Origin of the sequence: Zwartia lucis (assembly GCF_965234455.1) — a bacterium.
Taxonomy (GTDB): Bacteria; Pseudomonadota; Gammaproteobacteria; order Burkholderiales; family Burkholderiaceae_B; genus Zwartia; species Zwartia lucis.
In genome coordinates this window covers 1,191,444-1,213,891 of sequence record NZ_OZ248472.1, presented here as the reverse complement: position 1 = coordinate 1,213,891, position 22,448 = coordinate 1,191,444, and the positions used below count along the sequence as shown (strand labels likewise).

Genomic DNA, 22,448 nt, shown 5'->3' with positions numbered 1-22,448 from the left:
CTCCTAAAGCCTATCCTTTGTTTTACTTTTTTCGTGCTTAAAAAACATTCTGCACTCATAATCAACAAGGTATTCCCGGCCAATTTATGGCTGGGACTTCTTGTTTTTGTTTATGCATGGATATTTATCTGGCCGCTCGCGGTCCGGATACTAGCATCAGAACATCACGGTTGGCTTCTTCTGAACGAAAGCTGGCAAAACGTGATGGACACGATCGGTCTGATCGAGCTGCCACGCCTTGCTGTGGGTCTGGGCATGATGATCATGTCTGCCGGATTACTCTGGCGTGCTCGAATCGCTTGGGTGCTTTCGTTGACCATGCTGGCGTTCGCGCTGATGATCGAGCTCTACACCTCTAGAGGCAATCTTCTTGTAACTGCTTACAATATCGCCTTGTTTTTCGTCCTTCTCAAGCACTGGAAAGTCTTTAGTCGCATCAGCTTTGCTGCAAGCACGATGTACGCCATCATCAGCGTGAGTTGGCTGCTCTTTTATTCGGTTTCTGGCACTCTTTACTTAGGCAACTCTTTTCATCCACCTATCGAAGACCCTGTTGCAGCCCTTTATTTTTCTGTCATTACGATGGCGACTGTTGGCTATGGAGATATTATCCCCACTAATCCGACTTCGCGACTATTTGTTATTTCCATCGTCATTTTTGGAGTCACTGTTTTTGCGACGACGGTCAGCGCGCTTGCCGGACCCCTTATAGGCGGCAATCTTAAAAGATTCATTAGCAAAAGGGCTATCCTTTCCATGAGAAAAAATCACGTCATTGTTTGCGGTGCGACTCCCCTTGCCATGAATGTCATCACGGGTCTACTTGCTCGTGGTCAGCACGTCACGGCGATTGTGATGCCGTCCGTGACACACCAATATCCAGCCCAAACAGATGTCTTGGTAGGTGATGCGACGACACTCGATGTGCTTAAAGAGGCAGGATTGGAGGAGGCTCAATACCTGTTGGCGCTCAAAGACGACGATTCAGAAAATGCTTTCATCATCTTGGCAGCCAAAGAGCTTGTCGGTAACAGTGGCGTCAAAACCGTTGCCGTCGTGAACGAGTCGGTCCATCTCTCAAAAATTCAACGCGTTCACCCCGACATGATTTTTTCTCCTCAAATGCTGGGGAGCGAGATTTTGACCCGCACCCTCTCAGGCGAAGTGATCGACAGCAAGGTGATCATGGATTTGTTCTTCAAAAGCACCACATCCGACTGAGCAAATTCTGGTTAACCCTAATGAATAGAACGATATCGAGGGTCATGGTGATTTCAATCCCACGCAAGGGTGGGTTTAGGCTGATTCACTTTTAACGCGTGGTTGTATAGAATCGAACATCGGTTTGATTCCTTCAAGCCGCTTGATAAATACGTTTGACGGCCTTTTGTGTGTTCAAGGACGACGGGCGTGTTTTTTGCATAAAAATCATTTGGAGATGTCATGAAACAATCCGCAAAACATGCACTTTCAGCTGCAGCGCTGGGCGCCGCACTGCTTGCCGCAGCACCCGTATCCGCGCAGCAAGTCACACTAATGACCGGTCCACAAGGTGGTGTTTGGGTGCCGCTTGGTGGTGCCCTCAAAGGCATGTGGGAAAAAGCGATTCCTGGTCTTCAAATCACAGCTCAACCAGGCGCAGGTATCGCCAATGTGATTGGCGTCCAGACTGGTAAGGCTCAAATCGGCTTCTCAAACTCCAGCAGCGCGGTCGATGGTGCATTGGGTAACGCGCCCTTCAAAGAAAAGACCAGCAAGGTCTGCCAAATGACCAACATTTACCCACAGTATTTCCAAGTCGTCGCGACCGCGGCATCTAAGGTCGACTCTTATGCCGACATCAAAGGCAAACGTTTGGTTGCGCAATCTAAAGGCAACACGGCCGAAGCCATTACCGCAACCGTTCTTAAGCTCAACGGTTTCGACTACAGCGGACTCTCGCGGATGAATTTCCAAGCGAGCTACACCGATGCCGTTTCAATGATGAAAGACGGACATGTGGACGTCTTTACCCTTGGTACGACCGCACCAGCCTCGGCCGTGATGGATTTGGCGAGTGCCCGTGATATTAAGCTTGTCCCCGTTGACGACAAAACAATGGATGGCATGCGCAAAATGAACGCGGGCTACAGTAAGCTGATTATTAAGGCTGGCACATACCCCAAACAAGACAAGGACGTTCCTGTCATCGGCTATCAAACCCATCTGATCGTGAGTTGCGATATGCCCGAGCAAGTTGTTTACAACATGGTTAAGACCATGGCTCAAAACATTCCGGCTATGTCCGCAGTCAACAAGGCAATTGGTGAGTTGACACCTAAAATGATGGCTGCCGATGCCGGTATCCCCATGCATCCAGGTGCGATCAAGTACTTTAAAGAAGTCGGCGCACTTTGATCTCGGGCCTCTTCAATTTTTAATTCTCAGTTTTGAGCCTAGCAACCATGACATGCTTCAAAGAATGTCATGGTTGCTAGGCAGTGTCCTTAAACAACCTCGTAAGCCGCTCGTTTAACCTTTGCCATGTTTGTGCCTTCAACACGAATCAGACTCGTCGAAGCCACGCGCTCAGGCGCATGCAAATCACCTTCGTTGTAGACATGTGCCACACCTGGCGTCAGCTTGTAGGTCTTGGTCTGGCGCACTTTGCCTGGCTTGTCACCCGAGGCCGCTTCGATCAAAGCGTAATCGCGCATTTCGGTTTCGCCACGCGCTTGTCCATAAATCGCCCAGGAGTGGGCATGATCATGCGGGGTTGAACTTTTCGCACCCTGATAATTGTGTGCCACGATACAGAACCCTAATTCTGAATCTTCGTAAATGACTTCGCGCTCACCGATATTTGGACCAAGATTCGCCTCAACGAACTGTTTATCCACCAATACCTCTTTCAAAAGATCAGCGACCTTTTGACGACCGGCGGGACCGGGATAGACTTTGAGCAAATCGTGACATTGACCGGCAAACTGTTGAAGTGTGTGCGCCATGAGGAATCGTCCTTCAAATCATTGATAAAGTGCTGTCAAACAGCGGCATTTTTTCTTGCGTTGCTCATTGAATTCTAACCCCGTTCGTTCTTGAAAAACATTGATGAAGATCAAGACACAAACGAGAACGGCGCTTTGTGGAGAGAATGACTGAAATCAAGCGCCTGAAGCACAGTCTGGCGGTGAACAGTGACCGTCGTTTCAATATTGATCCCATAGCCACCCGCCATGCTGACCGCAACGGGTATGTTCAATCGTCTGGCATAGTCAAACATCATCCGATCGCGAGCCAGCATCCCCGCCGTTGTCAGCTTCAGACGGCCCAGTCGATCACCTTCATGTGGATCCGCTCCTGCAAGATAGATCAATAACTGCGGCTCGAAAAGCGAGCTGAGCCGCGCAAGCGCCCCGTCCAAGGCCTCGATGTAGACTTCGTCGGATACACCGTCCGCCAGAGGAACGTCCAAATCGCTGGGTTCTTTTCTAAAAGGAAAATTTTTATCGCCATGCAAAGACAGGGTGAAAACGCTAGGGTCATTTTTAAAAATTGCGGCTGTACCATTACCCTGATGCACATCCAGATCAATCACGGCTATCTTTAAACTGCGATCTGATGCTCGCTGCATGACGCGAGCGGCCACAGCTGCGTCATTAAAAACGCAAAAGCCACTCCCCTTGTCCCGATAGGCATGATGCGTACCACCGGCAAGATTGACGGCGATTCCGTCGCGCATGGCTGACTGACACGCGGCGATGGTCGCACCGACAGAGCGACGTGAGCGCTCAACCATGCCTGGTGTCCAAGGGAAACCGATTTCACGCTGTTCCTTGGCCTCAAGGGTCCCGGTCACAACCTTTTGAACATAAACGGGGTCGTGGGCTAACAGTAACTGCGTATCAGTCGCCGCGGGAGCCTCGCACAACTGCAAGCCAGTCGCCCCTGCCACTCCATCGCGCAGCAAGCGATACTTAGACATCGGGAAACGATGCCCCTCTGGCAGAGGCAAAACAAAATGATCCGCATAAAAAGCGTCCATATCACCTACTCCGCTCCGTGTGATCTGTTGAAAAAAAGCCATTCAGTGGCAAAATTAATCATCAATACTAGCTGGCAACACTGATGCGTGCCTCAAATTCCCTGATGCGACTCCTGAAATCGAGTGTGATTGTTGTCGCAACCTTAGTCATGACTGCCTGCAGTTCTTTACAGCTGGCCTATAACTATGCGCCCGGACTCATCGCGTACCGTGCAAACTCATACCTGAATCTTGACGAAAAACAGCAGGCACTACTGGATCAGGAATTGGCGACATTTGCAGCGTGGCACGACGAAAATTTACCGCGCTACACCTCGACCCTCAATCAGTGGGCGAACCGTCTATCCAAGCCTGAGCCCTTCACAGGCCAAGAAGTTTTAGTCATACAAGAAACAATCGAACAGCAATTACAAGCTCTCGGAACACGGACAGCGTTCCAGCTTGCTCCTCTTCTTGTGACCTTCGGGCCGCAACAAATTAAACAGCTTCAGTCAAAGTTTAAAGAGGGCAACGAAGAGTATTTTTCTGACTTTCTCAAAAATCCAGAGAGTCCTTCCAATATCAAAAAACGTCATGCACGACTGATCAAACGTTTTGAAGATTGGCTCGGCACCTTGAGCACACAGCAGAGAAATATTTTAATCACTGTGTCAGACAAGCGGGCACCCATCATCAATGCTTGGCATACAGAGAGAACATTACGGCAGCAAGCGTTGCTTGAACTGATCCAGACTCAGCGCGATGCGCCACCTGCACAAGCGCAACAAGCTTTTGAGGACTATTTGCAAAGCCTCAGTCGCTACCGTGAATCCATGTTGAGCGATCAACGAGACACGTTACGACTAGAGTGGGCGCAGGCAACTGCAGAGATCCTCAATATCGCCAACTCTGAACAAAAGAAATATCTCCAAAAGAAACTACGTGGCTATGCACAAGATTTTGCAGCACTCACGCCAAAAAGAATTGCCAAGAATTAATCTTTTAAAAAGATGACACTTTCAATTAGGCAGTCCTGAGGCGCGTGAGCTTGACAAAAGCAATAGCTAAAAACGGCAGACTCAGACCGATCAAAATTGAAATTGTTAACATCGAGCCGAGGCTGGAATAGTTGGCTGCGACTTCAACAATGCCAGTCGCGGGATTACGGACCTCACGCGTCACAGTAAAGATTTGATTGAGATATTTCGTGCCGAGTTGGCTGAGTGACAACGCGAGATTGGTAAACGATGCCATCACCGCAAAATATGTTGCCTTGAGATTTTCTGGTGCTGAGCGTGCAATCCAAGCCAGCATCGGAATCATGGCGACCTGTCCGAGTGGTGATTCGAGCGCGGCATCCACCAACGCAATGAAGCGCGCATCCACAACGCCCCCAGTCATCGCGCTTGTCCATTGATGTAAGCCATAATACATACCCAGTGTGGGCAATGACAGAACTGTTCCAAATAAGGTCAACGTCCCCACGACATAGGCAATCGAACGTTCCGCCATGAAACGTCGAAAAATAAACATACCAAGCAGAGATAGGGTGCCGGCAATCAGCGACAGCATCGAAAAAAAATGTTGATCGAACTTTAAGTCATCAATCATCCACCATGTCACACCTGGCCCGGGACTTGGGATTGCACGAAACACAAAGATCACAATCGCGGTACCGACCAAGGTCGACCGTGCCTGGGGATCGAGATCACGCGTTAACCTGACAATTAAAAAAGTCACGATCGCCATCGAACCAAGAAAAATAATTTCCTGCCCATAGGGTACTTGCGTCAAGCCCATCGTCATCGTAAAGACAACAAAGACTAAGCTTCCACCCAAAATCATCCAGTTTGGCTTGGTGACTTCAATATCGCCTGAAAGAAGGGTGTGTGCGTGTTCTGCCGTCATTCCACGTGCTAATAATTTTTTATGTGCACGTGCTTGCAAGATCGATGCCAAGATCACACCCAAGACAGAAATCAAGGGAATGGACATTGAGATCAGATAAACCTGCAGATATTTTTCTACTTTCTGCGCTTCGTCGAGTTGCTGCACACCTGCAAAGACATATAAATTGATCACTGCAACAAACACAGAGCCACCGATAATTGCGACACGCCCCAGTGTCTGCATGGTGGTGTGCATCAGCTTTCGACGCTCAGGATCAATGGGTTGACCCGCCTCATCCACGCGGGGCACCGCCTCAACGGTCATCGCATCCGCGACTGCGTCTTGCAACACATAACCAATTGGCGCGAGTAAGGCACTCAACACATACCAACTCTCAACAGGCATAAAGGCAGCCATCGCTTCACGGCTGCCGATCAACCCCACCATGATCAATAAACTTGCCGCAATCAAGGACGCACCGAGAAACAGCAAGGCCCGCTTCCATCGCCATAGCAAATCAATGAGGTGGCCAAGCACCATTTTGAGCGACCAAGGGATCACGATCCAAAAGCTTAAAGCGGCTAAAAAGGCAACGGAGAGGTTGAGGTAGTCCTTGACGAAAAAAGTACCGACAATCCCTGTCAAACTAGAAATGCCCGCAGCCATATAGACCATCAGCGGCGGCAAATAGGACAAGCGCAATTCCCGTCCAAGCTCCAGGATATTGCGGTCTATCCAGCGCCATAGCGTCAGCGTCATTTTCTGTCATCCTTCATATCGTGAATATTTTCTGCAGAATACCTGATAAAGCCACTTAGATCGGCATTTTGATTCTGGAAAGTCGTATCATGGAGCGGTGCTAAATACTGTCACAGAACAGGCATGCTCAAGCTTAGGCACGATTTAAATAAAAACATTCGGAGACCTCAACAATGTCGATCAAGAAACACCTATCTATTTTCGCAGCCGCTATTTCCTGTGTCGCGGGACTGAGCCTGTCCACACAAGCTGTCGCGCAGGCTTTTCCCAACAAACCCGTTCAAGTGGTCATCCCTTTTGCCCCGGGTGACACAGACAAAATGCTGCGTCCCTTTTTGGATCGCATGGGAGAGTTCTTACCTAACCAATTTATCCTCAATTACAAACCAGGCGCAGGCGGGGCCGTTGGAGCAGGTTTCGTCGCGGGAAGCGCACCTGATGGCTATACGCTTGTTGGCACCTCGCCCGGCTCAATTGTTGTCGTGCCGCTTGCAAATAAAGACGTCAAATATTCCACAGAATCCTTCGAGCCAATCGCTGCACTCTCAGAGGGTGGGTTCATGATTGTGGGCTCGGGCAAATCACCCATCACTTCCTTGAAAGAGTTGGTGGCCTACTCAAAGCAAAATCCCGACAAAGTCACCTATGGAACGTCTGGCGCAATGGGTATCACGCACTTGCTCGCTGAAATTTTCGCAAGTGAAGCAGGCGTCAAATGGAATCACATTCCCTTTCAAGGTAGTGGTCCAGCCATCACTGCATTACTGGGTGGGCATGTGGTACTAGCATCGACAGCTGTGGGACCCGCGCAGGTTCATATCGCTGCCGGCACACTGCGGCCACTTGCTGTGTTTGGGGACACACGCCTGAAAGCCTTTCCAAACGTCCCGACACTGAAGGAACTCGGCTACAAAACAAGTAGCGCGGGCCTGTATGGCATTCTGGCGCCAAAAGGCACACCGAAAGAAGTGATTGACGCTATATACGGCGCCGCTCAAAAGGCAATCGCCAAATACGGTCCTCAAATCACGGCTAACCTTGATGTCCTAGGTGCTGAAATCAAAGTGCTCGGACCAAAAGAGTATGCAAAATTTTTAGAAGAACAAAAAGCCCTGTTCGCTCAGGGTTTGAAGACGGTCAAATAAGCTTTAATCGATGCTGACCGATGGATATATGACTGAAGGGCTGCAGTATTAGAGCGCTCACTTAAGGCGCTAATTTACAGCGCTAACCAGCCATTTTCCATCGGCAGCACCGCACCATTCATCTGTCCACCGGCAAGTGTGCATAAAAACAAGGCCAACTCTGCCAGGTGCTTGGCTGGAATTAATTTTCCGCCAGGTTGCTTGCCTTGCAAAAACTCTGCCGTCGCAACATCCCAATCGAGATTTTTTTCCTGCATCAAGGCGCGGATTCGACTCTCGATATTTGGGGTCAGGACAGAACCCGGACATAAAGCATTGCAGGTAATGTTTTGACCCACCACCTCAGCGGCAATCGCACGGGTCATGCCAATCAAGGCACTTTTTGTGGTGACATAATCAATACGATTAGGCGTACCGCGTGATCCATAGACTGAAGTCATGTTGATCACACGCCCCCAACCCGCTTGGCGCATACCTGGCAAAAAGGCTTTGACGAAATGAAAAGGTGCACTGAGATTGACGGCCAGAGCCTGATCCCAGCGCTCAGCAGGAAAAGCCTCTATCGGTGAAAAATGTCGCGTGACCGCGTTATTGACCAAAATATCCACGCAACCAAACTGCTCAAGAACGCGTGCCGCAAGTGCCTCGATCTCCTTGGGGTTTTGTAAGTCCTTTTGGTGGTACGCAGCCGTCACACCGTGCGCTCGAAGGCTAGCAAGCTGGTCGACCACGACACTTGGATCCTCGAGACCATGCAGTACAACATGGCACCCCGCAGCCGCCAACTCCTGAGCGATCGCTAAACCAATACCACCACTCGAACCTGTGACAAGCGCTGCTTTACCTTTGAGCATTTCCAATTCCTTAGACAATCAATACCACTTAGATTTACTGCGCAGTCATCCCGGATTTTGCGACAAGATCCTTAGTAGCCGTCAGATCGCGCTGGATTTGATCCGCAAATTCCTTGGAGGTACTGGGAGAAGCATTGAGTCCCAAACCATCCAAACGTGCTTTGACAGCGGGGTCTTTTAAGGCCGTGGTCAGATCCTTATTAAGCTGCTCAACAATCCTGGCAGGCGTAGCCGCCGGAACAGCGTAGCCATACCATTCAGGCATTTTTCCTAGCTCAGGAAAACCTGCTTGCGCCGCAGTCGGGGTATCTGGCAGCACCGAGACACCCTCAGGTCCAAACATCACCAGACCTACGAGCTTACCAGCACGTATATGGGGCGCAACAGAAGTCGGATTCGCGACAAACAAGTTGATATGGCCCGCGAGCACATCCACGATACCTGGACCAGCACCCTTGTAAGCCACATGCATCATATCGATGCCCGTCACCGCCTTGAACATCTCGCCGGTCAATTGAGGTCCCGAAGCGCTTGAGCCGAAGGACAACTTGCCGGGCTGTGTTTTTGCCAGAGCGATAAATTCTTTAAGATTCTTAACATTCAAACCTGGGTTGGCGACCAAAACAAAGGGTTGCTGTGTACCACGCGTAATAGGAGTGAAATCCTTGATCGGATCAAAACCAGGATCTTTGTAAATATGTGGATTGACAGTGAAAGCCCCTTGGTGTGCGAGCACAATCGTATAGCCGTCTGGAGGTGCTTTAGCCCCATAGGCCGTTCCTATGTTGCCTTGGGCACCTGCGCGATTTTCAACAATGACTTGTTGCTTCCAAAGCTGGCTTAACTTTTCTGCAAGAATCCGTGACACAGCGTCTGTGCCGCCACCAGGTGGGAAGGGCACAACAATCTTGACTGGCTTGGTTGGATTAAAAGCTGAATCCGCCCAAACAGGTGCTGCAATACCCAAACACACTGCCAGTAAGGCTAATATTTTTTTCATGGTTGTCTCCAAAAATTAATTCGATCATTCAACTAACAGTCAGGATTGCATTCCCCAGCGGTTAATCGTTTTCTTTTCAACTGTTTTAAAAATTAAATTTTCAACGAGTAAACCGAAAATAATGACCGTCAACAGCCCGGCAAATACATTCGGAATGTCCAACATATTTTTATTTTGAAAGATATACCAACCCAAGCCCCCTGAGCCCGAGCTCGCACCGAACACCAACTCGGCTGCGATCAACGTACGCCACGCAAATGCCCAGCCAATTTTCATACCAGTCAAAATGCTTGGAAAAGCACCTGGAATCAGGATCTTGGTGACATAGGCAATATTAGACAGGCCATAATTTTTACCCACCATGCGCCAAGTGGGACTCACCGCCTTGAAGCCAGCATGGGTGTTGAGTGCCACAGCCCAAAGCACGGCATGAATCAACACAAAGATAATGCTGCCCTCACCTAGCCCAAACCAAATCATTGCCAACGGCAACAAGGCAATGGAAGGTAAGGGATTAAACATCGAGGTCAGCGTCTCCAGAATGTCAGAACCAATTTGGGTGGCACTGGCAAACGCGGTAAAGAGTGCCGCAATCGCAAGCCCCACAGCATAGCCTTGCAGCAGTACAGTGATAGAGGACCACGTCGCCAAGATGATCTTGCCAGAGATCAAGCCAGCGAAAAAAGCCTGTACCGTCGCAGAAAAAGTGGGAAACAAGAGCGGGTTATTCAACCACACTGCATAGACCTCCCAGATCCCCGCTAAAAACATTAATACAAGAGTCTTTCGCAGTAAGCCATTGGTCATCAAGCGCTCAATCGTACTGAGTGGCTTTTCAATGACACCAAAACCCGTCAGCTCGATTTCACTAATTCTTTCTAGGCGTACGCTCTGAGCGCTTTCTATCGTGTGCTCACGCATGTGCAATCCTTTCGTGATCGTGAAAAAGCAATTCTTCGATGTGTTTTGCCAAGGGCTGTCCTGTAGGACTCAGCGTATCAATCCCGTGGCAATTCAACTCAGCACGCACCTGACCTGGGTGAGGGCTCAGTAACAAGATCCTGCTACCGATACGGACCGCTTCAGGAATCGAATGCGTCACAAATAAAACAGTGAACTTCGTATCCTCCCAAAGCTGTAAAAGCTCCTCTTGCATCTTTCCCCTTGTCAAGGCATCGAGTGCTGCAAAGGGTTCGTCCATTAGCAAAATCTCTGGCTCCATCGCCATGCCCCGCGCAATGGCAACGCGTTGCTTCATCCCACCTGAAAGCGTATGAGGTAGGCTATCGGCAAAGTCCGTCAAATTGACCTTATCGATGTAATGCATGGCACGCTCTTGGGCTTCTTTACGCCCGAGCTTGCCACTTGAAGTCAAAGCAAACACCACGTTTTGCTTGACCGTTTTCCAGGGTAAGAGCTGATCGAACTCTTGAAACACCATCACACGATCCGGACCGGGCTTGTGGATTTCGACATTGTTTAATTTGATTTGACCTTCGACGGGATTTAAAAACCCGCCGACAGCCTTTAACAACGTAGACTTCCCACAGCCAGAGGGTCCCAAGATCACATACCGGTCAGACTTGAGTACATCAAAGCTGACCCGATACGTTGCCGTCACGAGGTGCTCTTTCGTACGATAGCGAAGCGTCACACCCTGAACGGACAGCAAAGGCGCTTGGGTGGACGCAGATAACACTGACGAATCCATTCTTAGTTTCCGCCAGCCACATCAGAACCCGCAAAAAACAACTCATCAATCGATTTTGGATTATTTTTAAGTGAACCAATCTGGTTCATGAAGTTTGCGTACTTCATGACGTTTTCAGGCTTAGTGGTGTATTTGATCGACGGATCGTTGAGCAAGCCAATCATGTCATCTCTGGACCACTTGCTCGAGCCGCCCATTGAGGCGATCAAGGTATCCGCCGCCGCACCTTTGTCTTTTGCAATCATTTCCTGCGCTTCTTTCAGTGCACTCACAAAAGCGGCATAGACTTTAGGATTTTTCTGTTGAAAATCCGAACGGGCAGAGATCATTGTAAAAGTAGTCGAGCCGCCCATCACCTGATCTGTGTTCATGATTGAACGCACACCGGGGGATTTTCTTTCAAGCTGATCCAGCGGGGCCGAAGCGTAATGTCCAGTGATGCCACCACTCCCAGACAATAGTGCGGCAGCGGCATCGCCGTGATTCATCGTGACGGTAAACGGATCAAAACGGAAGGCTTGATCCTTTCCGTATTTTTGAACAGCATACATTTGCATGATGATCGAAGGGATCGATGACTTCACTGATGTCACTGCGATCTTGTCGGTTGGCCGCAGATCATCAATCGACTTAAGGTGTGCGGCATTGGTATTGAGGTTCATCGGCATTGAACTCATTGCGGCCACACCCTTGACGTTCGCATTGCCCTTGGTGCGATCCCACAAAATCAAAAATGATGGTGGGCCCGCTGCGATGAAATGTGCAGAACCAGACAGCAACGCATCAATCATGGCAGAGGGGCCACCGATATTGGACCAGTTCACCTTCATGGTGTGACCAAGCTTTTGCGCGTGCTTTTCAATGAGATTGTGCTGTTTCATGATGTGCAACGGCAAAAATCCAAAGCCGCCTGCACCGAGTGGCACTTTGAGCTCTGTGACGTCTGCCTTAACGGCTAATGGCAATACCGACAGCGCAGAGAGTGTGAGTGCATAAATTACTTTTTTCATGATGGTCTCCTAGGGATAAGTTTTTTACTTTATAGAGGAATTATGAGAAATGCGCGAGAATCAATTTCAAAATCAACATCCCGACTCAACACCTCGACTCAAGATTCCGACTCCGGTATTTGCCAACCTGCGAGCTGCTCACTGAGCCGCGCGACTTCTGTGTGATCTACATTGGGCCCTAATACCCCCTTTGCGCCACTCCAGAGATCCAAACACAAATGACCAAAAGGAGACGGTACACCAAGATTTCTGGCGAGCCCCATCGCAATGGCGATGTCCTTGACCATCATATGTAGGGGAAAACCAGAATCAAATTTTCTGGACAAAACATACTGCTTAAATTTTTTCTGAGTACTGTTGTTCATTCCAGTCGAACTGTTTAGCACATCGACCATGGTATTGGGATCTAAACCAAATTTCGAACCAATGATTAATGCCTCGATGCCAATGAGGTAACCCGCACAAGACACTAAATTATTGAGTGCCTTCATCGCGTGGCCAGACCCGAGTGCACCCGTCCGTGTGACAGTCCCCATGCGTGACAACAGTGGTTCAGCTTGATCAATGACAGCCGCCTCACCTCCCGTCATGATGGTGAGCGTGCCATTTTGTGCCCGAGGCACCGCACCAGACACTGGGGCGTCAATAAACAAAATATCCAATGCGGCCAGTCGCTCGCCCATCGACAAGGTCATTTCTGGCTGCCCAGAGGTCATGTCGATAATCATCGTATTCTTTTTTAAACGTCTCACTAAACCATTTTTACCGAACAGGACCTCTTCTACGACGCCGCTGTTAGGCAAAATCATCACCACATAGTCGGCACCCGCACCGAGCTGATCGGCTGTCAGCGCAGTCTGCTTGCCATGTTGAGCGCTAAAGGCTTCGACGCGTTGTGCGTTGGTGTCAAACACACGTACCGTGTGTCCTCCCTCAAGCAGGCGCTGTGCCATGGGTCCCCCCATCGCTCCCACACCAATAAAATGGACAACGGACGCCGCTTTCATATTATTTGATTCCATTGTGTATACCCTCTCAAGACTGACGTGCAAGCGTCATCAAGGCGCCGACATCGTCAAGTGATTCAATTGCCCACACTGCTCGAATCAGAGCCTCTTGATCACAGCCTGTATTGGCTTGCTCACTCAATGTTTTAAGCTTGTTTTCAAGATCCTGATCGGTGAGTGGCCGACCTGTCGATCCCCTTGCCTGTTCGACCACGACTGTCACAGAGGGCTCTGAAACAAAATGCAAAGTCACTTTAGCCGCATCAATAGAAAAGGTGTCGTCCACGGTGAATCTAAGCTTTTCACCAAGCGCTCTGTTGGCAGGATCCTGAACCGCTGCATCGCTAAACTCCGCGAGTCCTGCGCGTCCCTTCAAGAGCGACACAGAAACTGCGTGCTGCGCGCTCACCTGTGATTCTCGGCCAGTCTGCACACCCGGACGGTCGGTACGGTCACGCAAAAGTTTTTGTCCAGTCACTTCCACGCTTTGCAAACGTTGCAAAAGATTGTGTACAGCCTCTTTACGCGCGGACAATTGCAAACACGCTTCGATGACCGGATTGAGCACAATGCCGCAGGGGTATGGCTTGTAAGTGTTGAGCGCCATCTCCCAATGGTCACCAAACTGGTCATTGATACCCGCGAGCGCGGGCTTTTCGCCCATCACATTCAGAAACCCCCGCACACCATCAAGCGGCGCCAGCGGACCATCAAAATTTTGAGCGGCTAATAAAGCTGACAACATTCCGTTGCGCGCCGCGTTGCCTACACTCAGGCTCTTGGCCATTGTGCCCAGAGTCTCAACGATCCCGCAGGCTTGATTGGCTGCACCACCTAAGGCCCAGTTCAGCTGAGTAGGCGTCAACCGCAACAACCAACCGATCGCAATCGCCGCGCCCAAAGCCCCACAGGTCGACGTAATATGCCATCCTCGATTGTAGTGATAGGGGGAGATTGCGTTACCCACTCGGCACTCAACCTCCATACCAAGAATCAAGGCCTGAAGAAAGTCACGACCAGAGACACGGTTGACTTCGGCATAGGCGAGCAAGGCTGCGGCGATAGGGGCGGTTGGATGGATCACCGTCCGCAGATGTGTATCGTCATAATCAAACACATTGGCACTCATCGCATTGAGCGCTGCAGCATTCAGCATGTCCGTGCGCTCCGAACGTCCAATGATGGAGGCACGTTGATTCGCAGAAAATGACGTGTAGGTCGCGACGAGTTTTTCAATTGTAGGATCATGTGCCCCGGCAAAACCCACTGCAAAATAGTTGAGCAGTGAACGCTTGGCTTCGTGACGAACAGTTTGGGTGATATTTTCCCAGCGATTTTCATGGACGTTCGCACACAGTAATTGCGAGGTATTCATAACGACATCCTTGATTCAGTCTCGTGATTTAGTTATTTTTTATCTTGCAGTGTGTGATTATCACAGCTAGCCTATCATCCTAACAAATAAAACGAAGGACAAACATGACGATCGCCAGCACACTGGCACGCTTTGCCGTGCAAACTCACATAGTGGATCTTCCCCCTCTTGCGCTCGAGCGCGCCGAGATGTGTATTTCCAGTACCCTTGCAAGCGTCGCCGCCGGTACTGAAATCGACTCCGCTAGGATTATCAGAGAGCTGGCCTTAGACGATGGCGGTGCCGCACAATCAACGGTTTGGTTTAAAAATCAAAAACTTCCCGTCACTGCGGCAGCCAAAGTCAATGCCGTCGCGAGCGATGCTGCCGCTTCTGATGATAGCGATATGCGTAGCATCGCTCACATTGGTACGATTATTTCGACCGCCTCGATTGCCATGGCCGAGCATACGGGCGCCTCCGGCATGCAAGTACTTGAGGCCATGGTGGTGGGGTACGAAATCGCAGGTCGCATTGACGAGTCCCTCACGCCAGGCCGCATGAAAAACGGCTTTCACGGCAGTTTTTCAACTGTCTTTGGTGGCGCAGTCGCAGTCGGCAAACTGCTTGAACTCAACGAAGAGCAAATGACCCAGGCCATTGCCATTGCAGCCACGTCGATCGGCGGCATGGCCATCGCTGCCGACACCAGTTGTGCCCGTGAATATCACGCCGGTATGGCGGCAAGCTCTGGCATTCAAGCTGCCTTGGCCGCAAAACGTGGCTTCAAATCAGAGACCGCTATTCTTGATGCGCCGAGAGGCTTTCTAAGTGCCTTAGGCGGCACAGCCATCGAAGACATCACCAAAGACTTTGGTGAGACATGGGATATCTGCACCGATATGGCAATCAAGCTCATGCCGGGCGCCCACCCTTTTCATGCTGTTGCCGAGGCCGCTGCGAATGCAGCGATTGAGGGCAACGTACATCCGGAGGAGATCAAAGAGGTGATGATTTCAGCCGCACAAATGAAAGACTGGATGGCACCACACCATCCGACGGATTTGATTTCTGCCGCACATAGTGTTGTGTATTTTGTTGCTGCAGCCATCGTGGATCGGGGCTTTACTTGGAAGCACATTAATAAAGAATCCATGATGGATCCTAAAATTGCCGCGTTACAAGATAAGGTTGTTTTCGATCCACATCCTGCACCACTGCCAGATCGCTTTACCCACCGTCACGGCGGCACGGTGATCATTACACTTAAAGACGGTCGGAAAATTTCAAATACCTGCCGAGCAGCCCGGGGCTCTGGGCCAACGGGTGTGACGTGGGATGAAGTGGACAGTAAATTTAACCACCTCATGCCACTGTCAGGACTCGATTCAAAAAAAATCCAACAGATTCGCGAGTCAGTGCGTCACTTTAGAACCTTGCCTTCTGTAACGCCCCTGACCCATTTACTAAGATGATTCATTCTCAGATTATTTTTTTTCTTTGTTCGAATCTGATGGCCTGAGCAGTTTGCTCCAAGTCGCAATTTCATTTTTAAGAAAAGTTTCAAACGCAGCGGGAGAGGACACGGCCACTACACCATCAATCACCGCCAGACGTTTCTCGACCTCAGGTTGCGCCAAGCTCACGCGAAGCGCTTCATTGATCTTGGCAACAATCTCCTTGGGTGTGCCAGCCGGCGCAAACACGCCCCACCACACGACGGCGTCAAAGCCAGGATAGCCTTGCTCTGCGATGGTCGGCGTGTCGGGGGCTGACTTTAGGCGCTCAGCACCAGAAGTCGCGATCAACTTGATCCGCTTGCTATCGATATGAGGCTTGAGCTGAGACATGCCAGTAAACAACATATCCACGTGTCCACTTGCGACATCAAGAGCGCTTTGTCCTGCACCCTTGTAAGGAATCTTAGTAATTGTTGTGCCTGTTGCCGCCATGAAAAGCTCTGCGGCCAAATCGGTCGCTGAGCCCTCACCTGAGGTCGCGGTGGTGAGCTTGCCTGGATTTTTCTTGGCAAACGCCACGAGTTCAGCCACGTTATTGATTGGCAGACCGCTATTCACTGCGACACCCATCGCATAGGTAATCACCTGACCCACAGGCGCAAAAGCCTCTGGCGTTTTATAGGGGAGATTCGGCAGCAAGGTCGGATTTGTAGAAATCGTCGGACTGACCAACAAGAGCGTGTAGCCATCAGGTGCGGCCTTAGCCACAAGCTCGGTTCCCACAACGGTATTGCCACCCCCTCGATTTTCAATAATCACAGGTTGTTTGAGCGTCTCGGAAAACTTGTCAGACCATGCCCTGGCAATGAAATCACCGCCGCCGCCTGCGACAAAGGGCACCACAATGCGGATGGGGCGTTCGGGATAGTTACTCGCTGGACTTGCATTAGCTGCACTACAAACCAGCAACATGCCGCAAAGTAAAGCCGAGACCTTTCGATACATTCTTATCTCCTAATACGTATTCAGATATTGGTTTTGACGATTAGCGTCTACACAATCTGTAATAAGCTTACGCAACTGCTGACCAGAACACAACGAAGTCTTTACACCAAAATGAAAACACCGCTCGCCGTCCTCAACACCTTTCGTCCTCACAATGGCAGCTTGCACGATGCCTTTGCAAGTCGTTTAGCGGTCAAAGGCGATGCGCCTTTCATTATCAAAGACGGAAATACGCTCTCTTGGTCTGAATTCGATCAAAAATATAAAAAACTTGCACAGGCACTCCACCAACGTGGCGTGCGTCACGGTATGCGTGTCGCGATCATGGGACGCAATGATGCCGCACATGCGCTGACGCTGTTTGCGCTCGCCTACTTGGGCGCCATTATGGTGCCGGTCAATCCAGACTTTGGTGAACGTGAAACGAGTTATGTCTTCACGCACGCAGAGGTGTGCGGCGTGATCGCAGATGTTGCAGCCATGCCAGTCGTTGAAATCGCGTTGAAAACCGCTCATGGCGCACCTTGGGTGCTCAAGCTTGACGCACCCATCGAGTTCGCCGACTCTTTGTCTGGTGTCATCGAGCGATCTTGTGCGCCGCAGCAATCCCCACAGGGTCAACCCAGCGATACCTGCATCATTATTTATACCTCGGGCACCACAGGCTTTCCAAAAGGTGTCATGCACAGCCAGTTCAATTTGGTGACCGCTGGCGAGGCCAATGTCGAACGTCTGCACCTACAACCCGAAGATCGCGTCCTGATCATCCTACCCTTCTTTCATATAAATGCTGTTTTTTATTCTTTGAGCGGTGTATTGGCAAGCGGTAGTTGCATGATTCTGACGCCTCGCTTCTCAGCTTCAAATTTCTGGCAGATCGCCGCCGATCACGGTGCCACTGTCGTCAACATCATCGAAGCGATCGGCTCAATTTTGTGCGCGCGCGATCGCAGTGAATATCGTGCTGATCACAAGCTGCGAGTCGCTTACGGCGTGCGCAAAGGCGCAGCACCTATTTTTCGGCAAGAATTCGGCATTCATAAACTCTTTTCAGGTTTTGGCATGACTGAAATCCCAGGAGTCACCTGCAACCCTTGGGAGGGCTCTGACAAACCTGGCAGCATGGGATTGCCGGGCAAACACCCAGACCCTAACCGCCCTTGGGCCACCTGCCGTGTCGTTGACGATGGCGGCAACGATGTCGTGGCAGGCGTAGCCGGTGAGCTTTGGGTCAAAACACCCATTGCGATGCAAGGCTATTTTCGCGATCCAGAACAAACCCAACAAGCATTTCATGAAGGTTGGCTCAAAACGGGAGATCTGGTGAGATATGACGAAGACGGCTACTACTATCATCTCTCTCGCAAAAAAGACATCATTCGTCGACGAGGTGAAAATATCGCCGCTGCCGAACTAGAAATGGTGATTGGAGAGCTGCCTGGTATCTATCAGGTCGCAGCGATCGCGGTACCCTCTGAACTCGGCGAAGACGAGATTCTAATTGCTGCGGTAAAAAAACATGGGGTCACGCTCACAGAGCAAGACATCGTTGAATGGTGCCGGGAGCGCCTGACCGCTGTCAAAGTGCCCCGTTTTGTGAGTTTTTTGGATGAACTACCGTTGACGCCAACACATAAAATTCTCAAGTCAGCACTGAGAGCCGATATACAACTGCGTGCCAGAGCCATTGATTTTCAAGCATGAGCGTTCAACTTATTGTCTAATCGAGAAAATGTCCGTCCTCCCCCTCTTTTACATTCACTTCATCCTTTTACTTACACCACATCATGTCTAAAAAAATCAACACCACCATCGCTGGCAGCCTCCCCAAACCCGCATGGCTCGCTGAACCTGAAAAGCTCTGGGCGCCATGGCAGCTGGAGGGCGAAGCACTCGCGCAAGCGAAAGTCGACGCGATGCGCTTATCGGTTGATGATCAATTGCGTGCTGGCATTACGGTGATTGGTGATGGTGAACAAACTCGCCAGCACTTTGTGACGACTTTCATCGATAGCTTAAAAGGTGTCGATTTCGTCAACCGTAAAACAGTGCGTATTCGTAACCGTTATGACGCGGCCGTCCCAGTCGTGGTGGATCGCGTCAGTCGCGGTGGCCCCGTCTTTGTCGAAGATGCCAAGCGCCTTCGTATGCTGACAAATGGTCCGATCAAATTTACGCTTCCTGGCCCCATGACCATGATCGACACGCTCTATGATGACTACTACCACAGCCGTGAAAAACTGGCTTGGACTTTTGCCGAAATCTTGAACGAAGAGGCCAAAGAATTAGCGGCTGTCGGCGTCGATATTGTGCAGTTCGACGAGCCTGCTTTCAACGTTTATTTTGACGAGGTCCGCGACTGGGGTGTCAAGACTCTCGAACGCGCTGCGCAAGGCTTAGCCTGCAAGAGCGCCGTCCACATTTGCTATGGCTATGGCATTGAAGCCAATATCAAGTGGAAACAAAGCTTGGGCGACGAATGGCGTCAATACGAAAAAATCTTTCCTCTGTTGGCGCAGAGCACGATCAATCAAGTCAGTTTAGAGTGTCAAAATTCTCGCGTGCCGATGGATTTGATTGAATTGTTGCGTGGCAAGGATGTGTTGGTCGGTGCGATTGATGTGGCCACCAACACGATCGAGACGCCAGAACAAGTCGCAGATGTGTTGCGTCGAGCTTTAAAGTTTGTGAAACCTGAGCATTTGTATGGCTGTACCAACTGCGGGATGGTGCCTCTCTCTCGTGCAGTGGCCAATGCTAAGCTACAAGCGCTTGTGGCGGGGGCTGAGATTGTTTCTAAAGAGTTAGGTTGATTGTTTAGGTTTTAGATTTAAAAGCATTGAGGTGAGGTGACGAAAGGGGTGTTTGAATTTTGCTGAGCAAAATCAAACACTCCAGTTTTCAAATCTCAAAAAGAACCAAAACACTAAAACCACTTAATTCTGCTGGGAAACAAACACCGTTTGCGCAGGCATAGGCGCTGGGAATCCAGCCTCTATCAAGCTTTCACGAATCACGCGATTCGTGTCAAAGTAAACCTGCCAATAATTGTCGTTGCTGCAAAACGGACGCACCGCCAAGATTGGTCCCATTGGACTGAAATCCAAAATCTCGACCACGACACCAGGTTCTGCAAGCACATTAGGAATCGCAGCAATCTTTTCACGTAAAACCTGCATCGCAGCATTGTGATCTGCCGCTCCCGACAACTGACACTTTAAATCCACACGGCGATACGCGTTGTGACTAAAGTTTTGAATATTGTCGGCAAACACCTTGTTGTTGCCCACCATGACCTGGACATTGTCAGGTGTATTAATTGTCGTGGTAAACAAACCCAACTCTGTGACCGTGCCTGTGACACCCGCCACCATCACGAAATCACCGACCTTGAGCGGACGCAACACCACCATGAATGCACCAGCGGCGAAGTTTGCCAACAAACCCGACCATGCCACGCCGATTGCCACGCCAGCGGCTGCGATCAAGGCGGCGAATGTCGTCGTTTGGATACCAAAGTATCCCAAAATACCAATCACCAACAACACATTGAGCGTCACCGTGATGATCGAACCCACATAGCGCAAAACAGTGGGATCCATTTTTTGCTTTTCGAGCGAGCGTCGGACCAGCGAAACAGCCGTACCGATCAGCCAACGACCGATCACCCAAAAAGCGATCGCCGCTAACACCTTGATACCGAGGTCCGTCGCGGTCGACACAATGAGGTCTTGATACCGCGTAAAGTCTGCCTTATCCATGAATTGAATGCTCCTTTTAGATTGGCAAGACGTTAGAATGATTGTCAATAATTCTCAATACGCCCCTTGGAATACGCCAATTCTTACATTTGCTCCTTAAAATAGAACTGCCCTGTTAAGCTTTCTAGACGCAAAATTGATTATTTTTTACCTGCACCATCAACTACGAGGCAACTATGCAATTCTCTTTCGCTCGCACTGCGATCGCGGCCGCCCTCATCGCCCTGTTTGCTCCGCTCGCCGCTCAGGCCGACACGATTTCAGTCGTGACATCGTTTCCCAAAGAGCTCACTGCTGCTTATAAAAAGGCATACGAGGCGAAATACCCGAATGACACAGTCGAGATTCTGAACAAAAACACCTCGGCTGGCATTGCATACGTCCGAGAACAACCTGCCGGTTCGCGCCCTGAGATTTTCTGGGCCTCGGCACCTGATGCTTTTGAGGTGCTCTCAGGGCAAAAGTTACTGGTCAACATTGGTCCTGGGAATCCTGACATTCCCGCCAAAGTTGGCAACTACCCCGTCAATGACCCAAAAGGCTTTTACCGAGGCCAAGCTCTGGCTGGCTACGGCATGATGTGGAACACCCGCTACATGAAGGCCAATAAACTTCCCGCTCCAAAGGAATGGGCTGATTTAGTCAAACCGGTTTACTTTAGTCACCTCGCCATTTCGAGCCCATCACGTTCTGGTACGACCCATCTAACCGTTGAAACCATTTTGCAAGGCGAAGGCTGGACTAAAGGCTGGGAACAAGTGTTGATGATCGGCGGCAACTGCGCCGCGATTACCGAGCGTAGCTTTGGCGTGCCAGACGGTGTATCCAATGGCCAGTTCGGTATCGGTCTGGTGATCGACTTCTTTGGACTTGCCGCCAAAAATTCCGGCATGCCTGTCGATTTTGTTTACCCCTCCGTCACCTCGATCGTTCCTGCTAACATTGCCTTGATCGAAGGCGCCAAGTCCTCCGAAGCCGGCAAACGCTTTATTGACTTTACCCTTTCCGAGGAAGGACAAAAATTACTTCTTCAAAAAGATATCAGTCGCCTGCCCGTGCTGCCAGCCATCTACAAGCAAGCACCTGCTGACTACCCCAACCCTTTTAGCGGCAAAATCCAAGCAAAAGTTAATTTTGATTCGCAACTCTCTGAGTCTCGCTACTTAGTGGTGCGTTCTCTGTTTGATCAGATGATCACCTTCCGCCACAAAGAGCTTGTCGCGGCGACCAAAGCGATTCAAGACGCTGAAAAACGCCTTGCCGGACGCCCAAGCGCCCAACTCGACGAAGCGCGTAAGCTCGCGTTTTCTCCAGCGGTGGATGAAACGCAAATCAAAGACCCACAACTACTCGCCTTATTCAAAGCTAAAAAAGCCGATGCCGACGCCACGCGCGCTAAAGCCAAGATTGAAGAAGAATGGGCGAGCCGAGCGAAAGCCAATTACGCTCGTGCCATCACACTCGCCAACTCGGCGAAATAAGTCAGACA

20 protein-coding genes are annotated in these 22,448 nt (G+C 50.3%); 8 read left to right on the top strand and 12 right to left on the bottom strand.

The genetic code is table 11. The annotated features are described in order from the left end of the window. The first annotated feature begins 33 nt into the window (after nt 1-33). Both kch and AC8GE9_RS05730 read left to right on the top strand, forming a co-directional pair. Nucleotides 34-1,221: a voltage-gated potassium channel protein gene (kch, locus tag AC8GE9_RS05735; protein WP_506676152.1), complete on the top strand. Its 1,188-nt coding sequence runs from the start codon at nt 34-36 to the stop codon at nt 1,219-1,221. Nucleotides 1,222-1,443: 222 nt separating this feature from the next. Then, nucleotides 1,444-2,397 carry a TAXI family TRAP transporter solute-binding subunit gene (locus tag AC8GE9_RS05730; RefSeq protein ID WP_506676151.1) on the top strand — a complete coding sequence of 318 codons (954 nt, stop codon included), beginning with the start codon at nt 1,444-1,446 and terminating at the stop codon, nt 2,395-2,397. An 89-nt stretch (nt 2,398-2,486) separates the two neighbouring features. Here the strand turns inward: AC8GE9_RS05730 and AC8GE9_RS05725 are convergent, their stop codons facing one another. Next, nucleotides 2,487-2,987 carry a cupin domain-containing protein gene (locus tag AC8GE9_RS05725; RefSeq protein ID WP_506676150.1) on the bottom strand — a complete coding sequence of 167 codons (501 nt, stop codon included), beginning with the start codon at nt 2,985-2,987 and terminating at the stop codon, nt 2,487-2,489. 110 nt (nt 2,988-3,097) lie between these two features. Continuing rightward, nucleotides 3,098-4,024 (bottom strand): histone deacetylase family protein, encoded by a 927-nt coding sequence (locus tag AC8GE9_RS05720; RefSeq protein WP_506676149.1) that lies wholly within the window; start codon nt 4,022-4,024, stop codon nt 3,098-3,100. An 83-nt stretch (nt 4,025-4,107) separates the two neighbouring features. Between AC8GE9_RS05720 and AC8GE9_RS05715 the strand changes: the two genes are divergently transcribed. Beyond that, the gene (locus AC8GE9_RS05715) at nt 4,108-5,001 is read left to right on the top strand and encodes a DUF6279 family lipoprotein (protein ID WP_506676148.1); all 894 of its coding nucleotides are present in this window, start codon (nt 4,108-4,110) and stop codon (nt 4,999-5,001) included. A gap of 25 nt (nt 5,002-5,026) precedes the next feature. Here the strand turns inward: AC8GE9_RS05715 and AC8GE9_RS05710 are convergent, their stop codons facing one another. Next, nucleotides 5,027-6,652 carry an MFS transporter gene (locus AC8GE9_RS05710; protein ID WP_506676147.1) on the bottom strand — a complete coding sequence of 542 codons (1,626 nt, stop codon included), beginning with the start codon at nt 6,650-6,652 and terminating at the stop codon, nt 5,027-5,029. A 173-nt stretch (nt 6,653-6,825) separates the two neighbouring features. Between AC8GE9_RS05710 and AC8GE9_RS05705 the strand changes: the two genes are divergently transcribed. Further along, the gene (locus tag AC8GE9_RS05705; RefSeq protein WP_506676146.1) at nt 6,826-7,797 is read left to right on the top strand and encodes a Bug family tripartite tricarboxylate transporter substrate binding protein; all 972 of its coding nucleotides are present in this window, start codon (nt 6,826-6,828) and stop codon (nt 7,795-7,797) included. A 74-nt stretch (nt 7,798-7,871) separates the two neighbouring features. Here AC8GE9_RS05705 and AC8GE9_RS05700 read toward each other — a convergent pair whose 3' ends face one another. The 7 genes from AC8GE9_RS05700 to AC8GE9_RS05670 form a co-directional block, all read right to left on the bottom strand. Continuing rightward, nucleotides 7,872-8,651, bottom strand: a complete 780-nt coding sequence (locus AC8GE9_RS05700) for an SDR family NAD(P)-dependent oxidoreductase (protein ID WP_506676145.1) — start codon at nt 8,649-8,651, stop codon at nt 7,872-7,874. A 34-nt stretch (nt 8,652-8,685) separates the two neighbouring features. Continuing rightward, entirely contained in the window at nt 8,686-9,651 is a 966-nt protein-coding gene (locus AC8GE9_RS05695) for a Bug family tripartite tricarboxylate transporter substrate binding protein (RefSeq protein ID WP_506676144.1), read from the bottom strand. 39 nt (nt 9,652-9,690) lie between these two features. Continuing rightward, on the bottom strand, nt 9,691-10,572 hold the full coding sequence (locus tag AC8GE9_RS05690) for an ABC transporter permease (RefSeq protein WP_506676143.1): 882 nt from the start codon (nt 10,570-10,572) through the stop codon (nt 9,691-9,693). Then, complete coding sequence (locus AC8GE9_RS05685) at nt 10,565-11,362, bottom strand: ABC transporter ATP-binding protein (RefSeq protein WP_506676142.1); 798 nt, start codon at nt 11,360-11,362, stop codon at nt 10,565-10,567. Before AC8GE9_RS05685 ends, AC8GE9_RS05690 begins: the two co-directional genes overlap by 8 nt. Before the next feature lie 2 nt (nt 11,363-11,364). Continuing rightward, the gene (locus tag AC8GE9_RS05680) at nt 11,365-12,372 is read right to left on the bottom strand and encodes an ABC transporter substrate-binding protein (RefSeq protein WP_506676141.1); all 1,008 of its coding nucleotides are present in this window, start codon (nt 12,370-12,372) and stop codon (nt 11,365-11,367) included. Between the two features lie 98 nt (nt 12,373-12,470). Next, nucleotides 12,471-13,394 carry an NAD(P)-dependent oxidoreductase gene (locus tag AC8GE9_RS05675; protein ID WP_506676140.1) on the bottom strand — a complete coding sequence of 308 codons (924 nt, stop codon included), beginning with the start codon at nt 13,392-13,394 and terminating at the stop codon, nt 12,471-12,473. Nucleotides 13,395-13,407: 13 nt separating this feature from the next. Continuing rightward, nucleotides 13,408-14,754 carry an MmgE/PrpD family protein gene (locus AC8GE9_RS05670; protein ID WP_506676139.1) on the bottom strand — a complete coding sequence of 449 codons (1,347 nt, stop codon included), beginning with the start codon at nt 14,752-14,754 and terminating at the stop codon, nt 13,408-13,410. Nucleotides 14,755-14,858: 104 nt separating this feature from the next. On the opposite strand from AC8GE9_RS05670, the gene AC8GE9_RS05665 reads away from it, so the two are divergent. After that, nucleotides 14,859-16,208, top strand: coding sequence for an MmgE/PrpD family protein (locus AC8GE9_RS05665; RefSeq protein ID WP_506676138.1), 1,350 nt, complete (start codon nt 14,859-14,861; stop codon nt 16,206-16,208). Nucleotides 16,209-16,220: 12 nt separating this feature from the next. Here AC8GE9_RS05665 and AC8GE9_RS05660 read toward each other — a convergent pair whose 3' ends face one another. Continuing rightward, complete coding sequence (locus tag AC8GE9_RS05660; RefSeq protein WP_506676137.1) at nt 16,221-17,198, bottom strand: Bug family tripartite tricarboxylate transporter substrate binding protein; 978 nt, start codon at nt 17,196-17,198, stop codon at nt 16,221-16,223. Between the two features lie 111 nt (nt 17,199-17,309). Here AC8GE9_RS05660 and AC8GE9_RS05655 point away from each other — a divergent pair, with 111 nt between their 5' ends. Next, nucleotides 17,310-18,902: a class I adenylate-forming enzyme family protein gene (locus tag AC8GE9_RS05655; RefSeq protein ID WP_506676136.1), complete on the top strand. Its 1,593-nt coding sequence runs from the start codon at nt 17,310-17,312 to the stop codon at nt 18,900-18,902. An 83-nt stretch (nt 18,903-18,985) separates the two neighbouring features. Beyond that, the gene (locus AC8GE9_RS05650) at nt 18,986-20,011 is read left to right on the top strand and encodes a methionine synthase (RefSeq protein WP_506676135.1); all 1,026 of its coding nucleotides are present in this window, start codon (nt 18,986-18,988) and stop codon (nt 20,009-20,011) included. A 123-nt stretch (nt 20,012-20,134) separates the two neighbouring features. On the opposite strand, the gene AC8GE9_RS05645 is transcribed toward AC8GE9_RS05650, so the two are convergent. Continuing rightward, nucleotides 20,135-20,959 carry a mechanosensitive ion channel family protein gene (locus AC8GE9_RS05645; protein WP_506676134.1) on the bottom strand — a complete coding sequence of 275 codons (825 nt, stop codon included), beginning with the start codon at nt 20,957-20,959 and terminating at the stop codon, nt 20,135-20,137. A 176-nt stretch (nt 20,960-21,135) separates the two neighbouring features. Between AC8GE9_RS05645 and AC8GE9_RS05640 the strand changes: the two genes are divergently transcribed. Continuing rightward, nucleotides 21,136-22,440 (top strand): ABC transporter substrate-binding protein, encoded by a 1,305-nt coding sequence (locus tag AC8GE9_RS05640; RefSeq protein ID WP_506676133.1) that lies wholly within the window; start codon nt 21,136-21,138, stop codon nt 22,438-22,440. Nucleotides 22,441-22,448: the final 8 nt, after the last annotated feature.

What these genes read in the sequence shown, in the direction of transcription:
- AC8GE9_RS05730 (WP_506676151.1), top strand. Translation starts at nt 1,444, where the DNA reads ATGAAACAATCCGCAAAACATGCACTTTCAGCTGCAGCGCTGGGCGCC.
- AC8GE9_RS05725 (WP_506676150.1), bottom strand. Translation starts at nt 2,987, where the DNA reads ATGGCGCACACACTTCAACAGTTTGCCGGTCAATGTCACGATTTGCTC.
- AC8GE9_RS05720 (WP_506676149.1), bottom strand. Translation starts at nt 4,024, where the DNA reads ATGGACGCTTTTTATGCGGATCATTTTGTTTTGCCTCTGCCAGAGGGG.
- AC8GE9_RS05715 (WP_506676148.1), top strand. Translation starts at nt 4,108, where the DNA reads ATGCGTGCCTCAAATTCCCTGATGCGACTCCTGAAATCGAGTGTGATT.
- AC8GE9_RS05710 (WP_506676147.1), bottom strand. Translation starts at nt 6,652, where the DNA reads ATGACGCTGACGCTATGGCGCTGGATAGACCGCAATATCCTGGAGCTT.
- AC8GE9_RS05705 (WP_506676146.1), top strand. Translation starts at nt 6,826, where the DNA reads ATGTCGATCAAGAAACACCTATCTATTTTCGCAGCCGCTATTTCCTGT.
- AC8GE9_RS05700 (WP_506676145.1), bottom strand. Translation starts at nt 8,651, where the DNA reads ATGCTCAAAGGTAAAGCAGCGCTTGTCACAGGTTCGAGTGGTGGTATT.
- AC8GE9_RS05695 (WP_506676144.1), bottom strand. Translation starts at nt 9,651, where the DNA reads ATGAAAAAAATATTAGCCTTACTGGCAGTGTGTTTGGGTATTGCAGCA.
- AC8GE9_RS05690 (WP_506676143.1), bottom strand. Translation starts at nt 10,572, where the DNA reads ATGCGTGAGCACACGATAGAAAGCGCTCAGAGCGTACGCCTAGAAAGA.
- AC8GE9_RS05685 (WP_506676142.1), bottom strand. Translation starts at nt 11,362, where the DNA reads ATGGATTCGTCAGTGTTATCTGCGTCCACCCAAGCGCCTTTGCTGTCC.
- AC8GE9_RS05680 (WP_506676141.1), bottom strand. Translation starts at nt 12,372, where the DNA reads ATGAAAAAAGTAATTTATGCACTCACACTCTCTGCGCTGTCGGTATTG.
- AC8GE9_RS05675 (WP_506676140.1), bottom strand. Translation starts at nt 13,394, where the DNA reads ATGGAATCAAATAATATGAAAGCGGCGTCCGTTGTCCATTTTATTGGT.
- AC8GE9_RS05670 (WP_506676139.1), bottom strand. Translation starts at nt 14,754, where the DNA reads ATGAATACCTCGCAATTACTGTGTGCGAACGTCCATGAAAATCGCTGG.
- AC8GE9_RS05665 (WP_506676138.1), top strand. Translation starts at nt 14,859, where the DNA reads ATGACGATCGCCAGCACACTGGCACGCTTTGCCGTGCAAACTCACATA.
- AC8GE9_RS05660 (WP_506676137.1), bottom strand. Translation starts at nt 17,198, where the DNA reads ATGTATCGAAAGGTCTCGGCTTTACTTTGCGGCATGTTGCTGGTTTGT.
- AC8GE9_RS05655 (WP_506676136.1), top strand. Translation starts at nt 17,310, where the DNA reads ATGAAAACACCGCTCGCCGTCCTCAACACCTTTCGTCCTCACAATGGC.
- AC8GE9_RS05650 (WP_506676135.1), top strand. Translation starts at nt 18,986, where the DNA reads ATGTCTAAAAAAATCAACACCACCATCGCTGGCAGCCTCCCCAAACCC.
- AC8GE9_RS05645 (WP_506676134.1), bottom strand. Translation starts at nt 20,959, where the DNA reads ATGGATAAGGCAGACTTTACGCGGTATCAAGACCTCATTGTGTCGACC.
- AC8GE9_RS05640 (WP_506676133.1), top strand. Translation starts at nt 21,136, where the DNA reads ATGCAATTCTCTTTCGCTCGCACTGCGATCGCGGCCGCCCTCATCGCC.